The sequence below is a fragment of the Pseudomonas protegens genome (assembly GCF_003732485.1).
GTDB classification, from domain to species: Bacteria; Pseudomonadota; Gammaproteobacteria; order Pseudomonadales; family Pseudomonadaceae; genus Aquipseudomonas; species Aquipseudomonas protegens_B.
Genome location: NZ_MOAK01000043.1, coordinates 83,700 through 94,021, shown reverse-complemented (window position 1 = coordinate 94,021; position 10,322 = coordinate 83,700). Strand labels below are relative to the sequence as shown.

Genomic DNA, 10,322 nt, shown 5'->3' with positions numbered 1-10,322 from the left:
TGCTTGTAGGGCGCCACCTTGCCGTTGAGATTGAGGGTGGCCAGGGTGCGGCCATGAAAACCACCGTCGAAAGCGATCACCGCACTGCGGCCAGTGGCGCCGCGGACGATCTTCAAGGCATTTTCCGCGGCTTCGGCACCGCTGTTGGTGAGCATGCCACTGACCGGATAACTCACCGGGATAAAAGCTGCCAGCCGCGTCATGAGTTCGATGTAGGGCAGGTGGTGCGCGGCGTTGAAGGCGTAGTGGGTGAGCTGGGTGGCCTGCTGCTGGATGGCCGCCACGATCCGCGGATGACAGTGACCCAGGTTGAGCACGCCGATACCGCCGACGAAGTCGATGTAGCGCTTGCCATCGCTGTCCCAGACTTCGGCATTGCGGCCGTGGCTGAGGCGGATCGGGTGGACGGTTGAAAGCGAACGGCTGATGTTCTCGTGGCTCATGGGTGTGGGCTCTGGGTGCCGGAAACGAGCCCTTATCTAAGCCAACCTCAAGGGGGCGGGACAAACGAAATAAAGTCGTCGGGTCAGTATGAAAATTCCCGATGTGCCGAAAGCGCAGTGTCAACGATCCCGGATCTTGCGCCGTTTGTGCAGGTGACGGATCAGTGCGGCAACGGCGACCAGTGCCACCACGGCAACGAAGATTGGCAGGCGATAGGGTTTCAGGTCCCCGAGGACATGCTGCAGGGCTTCACCGGCCCAGTAACCGGCGCCGACGAACAGCGAGGCCCAGACTGCCGCGCCCAGCACGTTGAGCAGGGCGAAACGCCAGGGGGCCAGGCCGCTGGCGCCAATCACCATGGGGCCGACCAGGCGCATGCCATAGAGAAAGCGCACGGCGAATACCGAGGTCGAGGGGTAGCGCTGGATCAGTCCCTGGACCCGTTCGATGGCCGCCTGATGACGCTTGAGCCTGGGCAGCAGGCGCGCCCCGCAATAGCGGCCGGTCCAGAACAGCAACTGATCGCCGAGGATGCCGCCGAGGGTGGCCCAGCCGATCACTTGCGGCCATTGCAGGCTGCCCTGGTGCGCCGCCATGCCGCCGAGGATCAACACGGTTTCGCCTTCCAGCAGGCAACCGATGAAGATCACCCAATAGCCGTAGGCGGCGATCAGCGCGTTGAGGTCGAGGTGTTCGAGCATGGAGATCCCTGTTCAATGTGTGAGGTCCGCCATGACTTCGAGTCGTGATCTTGGCGTTGAGTGCCTTTTTTCTGAGGGGCGTTAGCGCATCAGCTCCATCACCTTGATGGAGCTGATACAGGGGGCAGACAAATCTGCCATTGCGGAGAAGAACTTCCTTTGGGGCTGACATTGATCAGCGCCAAACTGCGGGGGAATCTGTTCCCGAGTGACGGGTTGAGGACTGAGTCTAGTGGACGCGGGGTGAATGGCCGATCACGCGGTCAACGCCTGAACCCACACCCAGAACATCCCTGCGCCATACAGCCCCAGCCCGAACACCGAATGCGCAATCAGGCTGCGCAGACGAGCCACATTCGGTTTGGGCATCTTGCTCGCCGCGATGCCTGCGCCCATGCCCGGCTGCATCAGGAAGAAGGGGGCGGCCACCGTCGCCACACCCATGATCAGCGCGGGTGCCAGGGTCGGTTGCCGTGCCCACTCAAGGCCGCAGATCAATAGCAGCAGCGCGGCGAAGAGCACGCCGATCAGGTAATGGGCCAGCCAGCCCAAGGTCCGCTCTCCCGAGATGGCAGTGGCCTGGGCAATGCTCTGGTGCACAAATTGCCCTTGAGGAAAGTGGCCGATCCAGCGTCCGACCATGGCCCAGTTCGGCCCAGGAATATTCAATACCCTGGCTAGAAACAACGTCCACAGGTCGAGGATCAGGGTCGCGCCGATACCGATCAACAACGCCGGCAGAATCACCGCCATGACTTCATGCATAAAGACTCCTTGAAGCACGATGCGCTGGGGTTCAGGCTGTGCCTTGATATGTTAGGATTTCATTCAATTAAGTGATTGAATGATCAATAAAGCGGCAGGAACTGTCAATGACCGATTCGATTTCCCCTCAGCAGCCTTTGGCCGATATGGCTGAGCTGGCGCGTGTTCTCGGCCACCATCATCGCCTGATCCTGCTGGAGCACATCGCTCGCGGCGAGCAGCCGGTGGAGCGCCTGGTGGACGCCTCGGGGCTTTCGGTAGCCAACACCTCGCAACACCTGCAGCAGCTGCGGCGGGGCGGTTTCGTGCAGACCCGGCGTGATGGCAAGCGCGTGCTCTACAGCCTGAGCCCCGGGCCGCTGGTGAGCCTGCTGGGCGCCTTGCGCGAGTATGTGGAGTACAACCATGGACTGATTCGCCAACTGTTGGTCGACAGCGAGCAGCAACCGGCGCGACTGGAGGGCATTTCCCGGGAAGAGTTGCGTCAGCGTTTGCAGGAAGGCGGCATGACCCTGCTGGACGTGCGCTCCCCGGAAGAGTTCGCTCAAGGGCATTTACCCGGGGCCATCAACATTCCCGTGGACGACCTGGAACAGCGTCTGGCCGAACTGCCCGCCGATCAGGAACTGGTGGCCTACTGCCGTGGCCCGTACTGTGTGCTGTCACAGAATGCCGCGGCCTTGCTGCGGGCCAGGGGTTTCAAGGTGCGACGCCTTGATGAGGGGTTCAGCGACTGGCAATCGGCGGGGCTGGGAGTGGAAATCACCGAGTAAAAGCGTCGCAGTGCTGGGCATACAGGACATTGCCTACAGGGCCATGATCCATATCAACGGGTATTTCAGAAAAATCCGCTACAAGGGCATCAGGCTCGGACTCACAAGGTATCGAGCCCCCGGCCTGCACCGTGAAGGCCGGGATAACCAATAAAAACCTTTGTGGATGTCGGCCGAGGGGACCACCCCAGGCGGATTTTAAAGGAATAACCTGATGGCTTTTTCTCTGTCGCGCCTGTGCCTGCTAGGCGCTGCGTTGCTCTGCGTACTCCCTCTGCAAGCCAGTGAGCCGACCCCGGCAACGGCGGTTAACACACCCGACTCCGAGCTGATCCAGCGTGGCCTGTACGTGGCCCAGCTGGGTGACTGCATCGCCTGCCACACCGCCAAGGGCGGGGCCACCATGGCCGGGGGCCTGGAGCTGAAGACGCCCATGGGCACCATCTACTCCAGCAACATCACTCCGGACAAAAGCACCGGCATCGGCCGCTACAGCTTCGAAGAATTCGACCGCGCCATGCGCGAAGGCGTAACCCCCGACGGCAGCCATCTTTACCCGGCCATGCCCTATCCGTCCTACGCCAAGATGACCGAAGAGGACATGCGCGCCCTCTACGCCTACCTGATGCATGGCGTGGAACCGGTGGCCCAGGGCAACCTGGAAGCCGACATGGGCTTCCCCTTCAACCAGCGCTGGGGCCTGTGGTTCTGGAACCTGGCGTTCGTCGACAAGCAACCCTTCAAGGCTGATCCGGCCAAGGACGAGCAGCTCAATCGCGGTGCCTACCTGGTCCAGGGCCTGGGCCACTGTGGCTCCTGCCACACCCCACGGGGTATTGCCTTCCAGGAGAAGGCCATGAGCGACACCGAGTCCGGCGGCCGGCACTACCTGGCCGGCGAGACGGTGGAAGAGTGGCGGGCCCTGAGCCTGCGCAACCTGTGGACCGTGGAAGATACGGTGCAACTGCTCAAGACCGGGCAGAACCGCTTCGCCACGGTATCCGGCAACATGGCCGACGTGATCCACCACAGCACCCAGCACTTCACCGACGCCGACTTGACCGCCATCGCCGCCTACCTCAAGTCCCTGCCGGCCGGCAAGGATGACCTGCCCATGCCTTCGGTGGCCCTGACCCCGGCAGCCCCGCCGAACAACCTGTTCACCTCCCGTGGCGGCCTGGGCTACGCGCAATTCTGTTCCGACTGCCACCGCCAGGACGGCGCCGGCGTGCCGCAGATGTTCCCGTCCCTGGCGGGCAACCCCAGCGTCGCTTCGGCCAACCCGACCTCCTTGCTGCACATCACCCTGACCGGCTGGCAGACCGCGCAGACCGCGGCGCATCCACGGGTCTACACCATGCCCGGGTTTGCCCAGCTGGCGGATGGCGAGATTGCCGAGATCCTCAGTTTTGTCCGCAGCAGCTGGGGTAACAACGGCTCGGCCATCAGCGCCGAGCAAGTGAAAAAGATGCGCGCGCAACTGAGCCCGCAGGTGGAAAACACATTGTTCGAAACCCCGCGCCTGGCCAACCTGCTGGCCGCGCCGAATGCCGAGCAAGTGGTGCGTGGCATGCGCCTGCACCTGGAAACCAAGGCCCTCCTGCCGGACAACGTCGGCAACTCGCTGAACTGCACCAGTTGCCACCTCAACGCCGGCACCGTGGCCGACGGTTCACCCTTTGTCGGCGTCTCGGCGTTCTTCCCCGGCTACGCGCCGCGGGCGGGCAAGACCATCACCTTGCAAGAGCGCATCAACGGCTGCTTCCGCCGCTCCATGCACGGCAAGCCGCTGCCGGTGAACGGCGCCGACATGCAAGCCATGGTGGCCTACTTCGAGTGGATGAAAATGAATACCCGCGCCGAAGACAAGGTGGCCGGACGTGGTGTGGGCAAGATCGACCCGGCCCTCAAGCCCAACGCTGACAATGGCAAGCAGGTCTATGCCAAGCAATGCGCGGTGTGTCACGGGGCTGATGGCGAAGGCCTGAAACGGGCCGACGGCAGCCTGATCTTCCCGCCGCTGTGGGGCGATCAATCCTTCAACATCGGCGCTGGCATGGCCCGCACCTACACCGCTGCGGCGTTCGTCAAACGCAACATGCCGATTGGCTTCCACGAGAAATTCCCCCTGGGCCAGGGCGGCCTGTCCGATCAGGAAGCCCTGGACGTGGCCGAGTACTTCTCCCACCAACCGCGTCCGGACTTCCCGGACAAGGTCAAGGACTGGCCTAACGGCGGTCGTCCGGCGGACGCCCGTTACTGAAGGCTTGACCCTGTAGTCGCCGCCTTTGGCTGCGGCTACAGGCCCGCAGAAAAATCTGCCGACGCTCCCTGGCGCCAAGGTAAGATTGCCATCCTTTGCGTCAGCCTTCGCTGTCGGTCCTTCAAGGATGAATCATGCGGCTCCCCTCGATCCTGTTGCTGAGCCTGTCCCTGGGGCTCGGCGGCTGTACCTTTGTCTCCACCCTCAAAGCCACCACCGTGAGCTACCGGGTGCCGGCCGATGCCGGTGAAACCGCGCTGATCCGCATCGTTGCCCAGGGGCTGGTGCGGGGCGTGCCCTACAGTGATTGCATCGACTGGCGCAAACCGGCGTCGGGGCTGATGGTTCGCCCCCATCGGGGCATTGCCAATCCCAACTTCCGCAACCTGGGCATTCCCATGACGGCCGCTACCGACCGCATGCGCCGCCAGGAAGGCTTTGGCGCCAACGAGCTGAAGATCCCGGCCAATCGTCCGTTCGCCTTCATGTTCTACAACACTGAACCCGGGATGGATAAGGACTACCGCTTTGTCTGCGAACAAAGCGTGACCTTCGTGCCCGAGGCCGGCGCGACTTATCAGATGGTGTTTCTCCAGGACAAGATGTGCACGGCCATGCTGCGCAAGATCGACGACCAGGGCGAGATGCTGGCGGAGCGGGTGCCGCTGCGGCCTACCGATTACTGCAGCGCCGATGCGCGTTAGGGCGATGACCTACGGGGCATAGTGCTTGCAGATTTCCTCCCAGATGTAGGCGCCGCGAAAGCGGATCCAGCGGATGAACAAACGGTCGCGAAAGGCCTGCCAGCGGCTGTAGCGCCGCCGATCCAGGCTATCCTCGATGTCCTCCAGCAAGGATTCCCGCTCGAAGCCGATCCAGATTTCCGGGATCACCGACATCAGGTTGATGTAGCACACCGGCGCCACCTCTTCGTAGAGAATGCGCTCCACCTCGGCCCGGTCGTAGGCCTGGGTTTCGCGGGCGATGTAGGGGTAGTCCACTTCGTTGTCTATAAAGGCGTCTGACAGCGCATAGCGAATGTCGGCCAGTTGTTCCGGAGTGATTGCTGATGACACGGAGCGCTCCTTCCTGAGGCTTTGGCAATCGATCTGAGGCAATCTGCGCGCCGGATGAGACGCGCTGCGACGGGCTCACCAGCGACGATAGGGTTGGCCGAAGGGAACCCCGTTCAAGGTGTGAGTGCAGCAAGGGCAATTGGGGCTCATGGTGGCGGCGCTCAGCTGGGGATTGACCTTCTGCAGCAGGCCCTGGGTATCGACGTACAGACCGCTGAAATAGGCGCAACCACTGAGCCCTACGTAATCCTGTTGTTCGTGCTCATGCAGGGCCACCAACCAGAAAATCGGTTCCTCCCGATCCAGCCGGCCTTTTGCTTCGCTGAATACCCCATCCCACGGCTGGCCTACCCGGCTCAGCAGAAAACGGAACAGTGGGGTGTAATCCAGCCCCAGACGCTTGTCGGAGTGCATGCTGCCGCGTTGCTGTTCCCTGGCCAAGAGCGCCTTGCTGTGGCGCTGTTTGGCGTAGGACGGTGAGTTCTTGTGCCCCACGCCGCGGGTTCGGGTGTTGACCTTGCGATACAAGGGTTGTTTTTCCATCGGGCAGGTCCTTCCTGGTGGCCGGCGACAGCGGATTCTATCTCGGCGCAATCATCCGTGTCGGTGCCTTGCCGTTGGCATTGTGCTGATAGATCGCTTCCGGCTGCCCCTGCTCATTGAACAATACCTGGCCGATCCCCGACGAATTCCATAGCCGCTCCCCGGCTTCGGCATGCTCGGGCACATGGGGCATCACCTTCATGCGCCGGCGCTTGGTGAACCAGTTCAACGGCGAGCGCGGCGAGTAGAGCCAGCGGTTGAGGCGGTCGAACCATTCCAGCAGGGCGGCGGGGAATTCGTTCTTGATGCCGCTGCTGGTGATCTGCCAGATCCGCGGGCCGCCCTGGCGGTGGCGGATCAGCACTTCGTAGACGAAGGAATAATGCACATCCCCCGACAGAATCACGTAGCTGCCCGGGGTTCGCGAGTGGCGGAAGATGTTCAGGATCACCTGGGCGGAACCGCGATGGGCCATCCAGTTTTCCGCGTCCACCAGCAACGGGTAACCGCACCAGCTGAAGACCTTCTGCACCGTTTCGATCAGCTTGACGCCGAAGATCGGTGCCGGTGAAACGATGATCGCCGAGGGATGATCCAGCAGTTCATGTTGCAGTTCGCTCAGGGCTTCCCAGTCCAGCAGGCCTGAGGGCTGACCCAGGTTGGACTCGCTGCGCCAGCGCCGGGTGCGGGTGTCCAGCACCACCAGGGCCGGGGTGCTGGGCAAGACGTATTGCCACTGCTGGAAGCCCAGCAACTGGTCGATCAGGTCGTTTTGGGCCTGACACTCCAGCATGCGTTCCGGAGTTTGTGCCGTGGCGCTCAAGGCGCGAGTGTGCTCCAGCAGTTGGGCGAAGGCGTCCGGGTTGTTGCCCCAGCCCTGGCACAGCATGTAAGCCAGCAGCGCGTTGCCGATGATGCGTTTGGAGAAGGGGTGACCGTAGGCGGTTTCTTCCCACTGGGCGCTGAGGTTCCAGTCGTCGGTGATGTCGTGGTCGTCGAAGATCATCAGGCACGACAGGTGGGCAAAGACTCGCGCGGCCCCCTTCAAGCCCTGGACAAAATCGTCGATGCGCTGCTGTTCCCGGGTGTAGCGCGTTTGCTGTTCCGGCGTCAGTTGCGGCGGCTGCGGCGCGATCAGGGTCCAGGGCAGCGGTGACCACACCAGCAGGTACATGGCCAGCACCTCGGCGAACGTCACCAGGTGGTTATCGGCATTGCTGCTGGTGAAGATCGGTTTTTTCACCCCGCCAAAGAATCGCTCGCGCAGGGTTTCATTGCTTTTCAGGGCCGGGAGCAATTCGGCTCGTCGGTAGTAGCTGGCGCCATGGCGGTACAACGCCTGACTGTCGTCCACCACGGCGCCGTCCAATTCTTCATCGAACAGCCCGAGGCGCTCGATCAGGGCGTGAACGGCTCGCAACATGGGCCCGGCCACATCGTCGGCGTACACCTGATCGCCGCTCATCATCAACAAGGCGGGGCGTTGTGCAGGCTCGGGCTGTTGCGCCAGCAGGCGGTCGACACACAGCAGGCCGTCAGCGGACGGGTGATGGGGCTTGCGGCAGGAGCCGTGGAGCAGGTTGCCGATGCGGCTGTGGAGCACGAATTCCGGGGTCTTGGCATCGCCATACAGCAGGTGCGGCGCCCAGTCGGCAATGGCTCGGGCGCCGTCCTCGGCGTCGTTTATCCACAGGTCATAGGCAATCGGCACGTCCTGGGGCAGGGCGGCGTCCAGGGACACATCGATCAGATGGATAAAGGCCTGACGGCCCACAGGGATGACCTGGCATTGCTGCTGATTGAGGGGCAGTTCCAAGGCAGGGCCATCAGCGGGCTGCAGGCGCAGGGTCAGCGGCAACGCCCTTGAACCCACCAGCCACAGCACCAGCCGCGTCGGCTCCAGGCGGCGCAGCAGCGGGCCGGCGAGAACAGGGGGCAGGGCAGGGGTGGGCGTAGTCAGTGGCATCTGCAGCGAGGTCTCTGATGGTGGCAAAGGGCGCGCAATGGTAGCGCAGCCGATGTCGAAGAAACGTCGGCTGTGGGGGCTGGGTCGAGGCTTTTGTATCCGATTATTTGTTGGCGTTGGTCCGCGTCGCCAACCCTCTCAGAAGCCTGTATTCAATGCTGTCGAGATATCTGCTGGATCTTGATTGCACCAAGAAGAGTGGAAGGTGCCGTTCATCTGACTTTCAAAACGAAGGATCACGCCCATGAGTGGACCTCTGGGTAAGGCTGAACAGTCCGTGTCCGCCCGCGCTATGGTTCGCGGCTTTAGTGCGAAATTGAAGGAGATCACCAGCGGAGCAGTTACGCATCTGGTGATTTTCAAGAACAACCAGCCGGCAGCGACGCTGATTGAACACTTTTGCTATTTCGCAAGGCTTGGACTGCTTCAGTGAGATGGGCAAGGCGGTTGTCGATGACTTGTGTCTGGGAAGCTGGCCGGCTGCCGGGGAAGAACAGCGTGCGGGTTGAGATGATGCCTTGGAGGTGGGGAGCCCGGAGGTGAGTCGCTCCCCGCCCGAGATTCTGTAGGAGCGAGCTTGCTCGCTCCTACAGAATCTCAGGCCGAGGCCTTGTGTTCTTCTCCGCGCTCAATACTCTGCGGCTGGCCCTGCTCTATCACCCAACGCAGCAGGTCGGTCACCGAAACCCGGTGCTTGCGCTCCACCCACTCCATGCCCTCGGGGCTGTAGTGCTCGCTGTAGCGGGTCAGGATCAAGTGATTCTGGTCTTCGGACATACGCAGGCTGACTTCGCGGCAATGCAGGCTGGCGTTGTCGAGCTTGGTCACGCGTTGCAGCAGCATCAGGGCGTGTTGATCGGAAGTGGACATGGGCAGCTCCTTCGCGACGAGAGGGGCTGGGGCCGAGGCGGGCTTGATCAGGTGCATGGGCAGGGTTCTCCAGCAGGGGGAAGCCGATGCTGGCAGGCGAACCTTGCGCAAAGATGTCTGCTTTATTGCGCGGGTGAAGGTTTGTTACTGCGTTGAAATATATGACGGGCCGCGTCGAATGGTTTTAGATAACCGCTCTTTCCGACCTTAAGTGATGCCCGCTGGTGAGCCGTCTTTTGATCGTGGACGACGACATTGAAGTCCTCGCGCTGCTGAAGAAATTTTTTGTCCAACAGGGCTATCAGGTGGCCGTGGCCACCGATGGCGCGTCGCTGTGGGCAGCCCTGGAGCGAGAGGTGCCGGACCTGATCATCCTCGACCTGATGCTCCCCGGCGACAATGGCCTGGCCCTGTGTCAGCGCCTGCGCCAGCAGCACGCCACGCCGGTGATCATGCTCACCGCCATGGGCGAGTTGAGCGATCGGGTGGTGGGCCTGGAGATGGGCGCCGACGATTACCTGAGCAAGCCCTTCGATGCCCGCGAGCTGCTGGCCCGGGTGCGGGCGGTGCTGCGCCGGGCCGGAGAGGTCCGGCCGGTGAGCGCGGACGTGCCGCGGCCGTTGATCAAGTTCGCCGACTGGCAGCTGGACCTGACTCGCCGCGAACTGCGCTCGCCGGACCAGGTGATGATTCCGTTGTCGGCGGGGGAGTTCGACTTGCTGCTGGTGTTTGTCGAGCATCCGCAGCGCATCCTCACTCGCGAGCAGTTGCTGGACCTGGCCCGGGGCCAGGCCCATGACGCCTTCGATCGCAGCATCGATGTGCAGGTCAGCCGCCTGCGACGCAAGCTGGAATTCGACACCAAGCGTCCGGCGATGATTCGTACCGTGCGCAACGGCGGTTACCTGTTCACCCCCAGCG

The 10,322-nt window shown here is 62.5% G+C and carries 12 protein-coding genes; 5 read left to right on the top strand and 7 right to left on the bottom strand.

Features of this window, described 5'->3' with window-relative positions:
• From BLX41_RS34950 to BLX41_RS09865, 3 genes are all read right to left on the bottom strand, one after another.
• Positions 1-443, bottom strand: a 443-nt coding sequence (locus BLX41_RS34950; RefSeq protein WP_404942759.1) for an aminotransferase class III-fold pyridoxal phosphate-dependent enzyme, incomplete at its 3' end; no start/stop codon positions are given.
• A 120-nt stretch (positions 444-563) separates the two neighbouring features.
• Positions 564-1,145 carry a DedA family protein gene (locus tag BLX41_RS09870; RefSeq protein ID WP_123724730.1) on the bottom strand — a complete coding sequence of 194 codons (582 nt, stop codon included), beginning with the start codon at positions 1,143-1,145 and terminating at the stop codon, positions 564-566.
• Between the two features lie 255 nt (positions 1,146-1,400).
• Positions 1,401-1,910 carry a DUF2938 domain-containing protein gene (locus BLX41_RS09865; protein ID WP_123724729.1) on the bottom strand — a complete coding sequence of 170 codons (510 nt, stop codon included), beginning with the start codon at positions 1,908-1,910 and terminating at the stop codon, positions 1,401-1,403.
• A gap of 107 nt (positions 1,911-2,017) precedes the next feature.
• Between BLX41_RS09865 and BLX41_RS09860 the strand changes: the two genes are divergently transcribed.
• The 3 genes from BLX41_RS09860 to BLX41_RS09850 all read left to right on the top strand — a co-directional run bounded on the left by BLX41_RS09860 (position 2,018) and on the right by BLX41_RS09850 (position 5,650).
• Entirely contained in the window at positions 2,018-2,683 is a 666-nt protein-coding gene (locus BLX41_RS09860) for an ArsR/SmtB family transcription factor (protein WP_123724728.1), read from the top strand.
• A gap of 214 nt (positions 2,684-2,897) precedes the next feature.
• Positions 2,898-4,946: a c-type cytochrome gene (locus BLX41_RS09855; RefSeq protein WP_123724727.1), complete on the top strand. Its 2,049-nt coding sequence runs from the start codon at positions 2,898-2,900 to the stop codon at positions 4,944-4,946.
• A 134-nt stretch (positions 4,947-5,080) separates the two neighbouring features.
• Positions 5,081-5,650: a hypothetical protein gene (locus BLX41_RS09850; RefSeq protein ID WP_123724726.1), complete on the top strand. Its 570-nt coding sequence runs from the start codon at positions 5,081-5,083 to the stop codon at positions 5,648-5,650.
• A gap of 9 nt (positions 5,651-5,659) precedes the next feature.
• On the opposite strand, the gene BLX41_RS09845 is transcribed toward BLX41_RS09850, so the two are convergent.
• The 3 genes from BLX41_RS09845 to BLX41_RS09835 form a co-directional block, all read right to left on the bottom strand.
• Positions 5,660-6,022 (bottom strand): DUF7079 family protein, encoded by a 363-nt coding sequence (locus BLX41_RS09845; protein ID WP_123724725.1) that lies wholly within the window; start codon positions 6,020-6,022, stop codon positions 5,660-5,662.
• A gap of 75 nt (positions 6,023-6,097) precedes the next feature.
• Positions 6,098-6,565 (bottom strand): hypothetical protein, encoded by a 468-nt coding sequence (locus BLX41_RS09840; RefSeq protein WP_015636894.1) that lies wholly within the window; start codon positions 6,563-6,565, stop codon positions 6,098-6,100.
• 37 nt (positions 6,566-6,602) lie between these two features.
• Positions 6,603-8,531, bottom strand: a complete 1,929-nt coding sequence (locus BLX41_RS09835) for an alkaline phosphatase D family protein (RefSeq protein WP_123724724.1) — start codon at positions 8,529-8,531, stop codon at positions 6,603-6,605.
• 244 nt (positions 8,532-8,775) lie between these two features.
• Here BLX41_RS09835 and BLX41_RS34945 point away from each other — a divergent pair, with 244 nt between their 5' ends.
• Positions 8,776-8,964: a hypothetical protein gene (locus BLX41_RS34945; protein WP_259744632.1), complete on the top strand. Its 189-nt coding sequence runs from the start codon at positions 8,776-8,778 to the stop codon at positions 8,962-8,964.
• 164 nt (positions 8,965-9,128) lie between these two features.
• Here BLX41_RS34945 and BLX41_RS09825 read toward each other — a convergent pair whose 3' ends face one another.
• Positions 9,129-9,401: a hypothetical protein gene (locus BLX41_RS09825; protein ID WP_259744630.1), complete on the bottom strand. Its 273-nt coding sequence runs from the start codon at positions 9,399-9,401 to the stop codon at positions 9,129-9,131.
• Between the two features lie 224 nt (positions 9,402-9,625).
• Here BLX41_RS09825 and BLX41_RS09820 point away from each other — a divergent pair.
• On the top strand, positions 9,626-10,322 hold a 697-nt coding region (locus BLX41_RS09820; protein ID WP_123724885.1), incomplete at its 3' end, for a response regulator.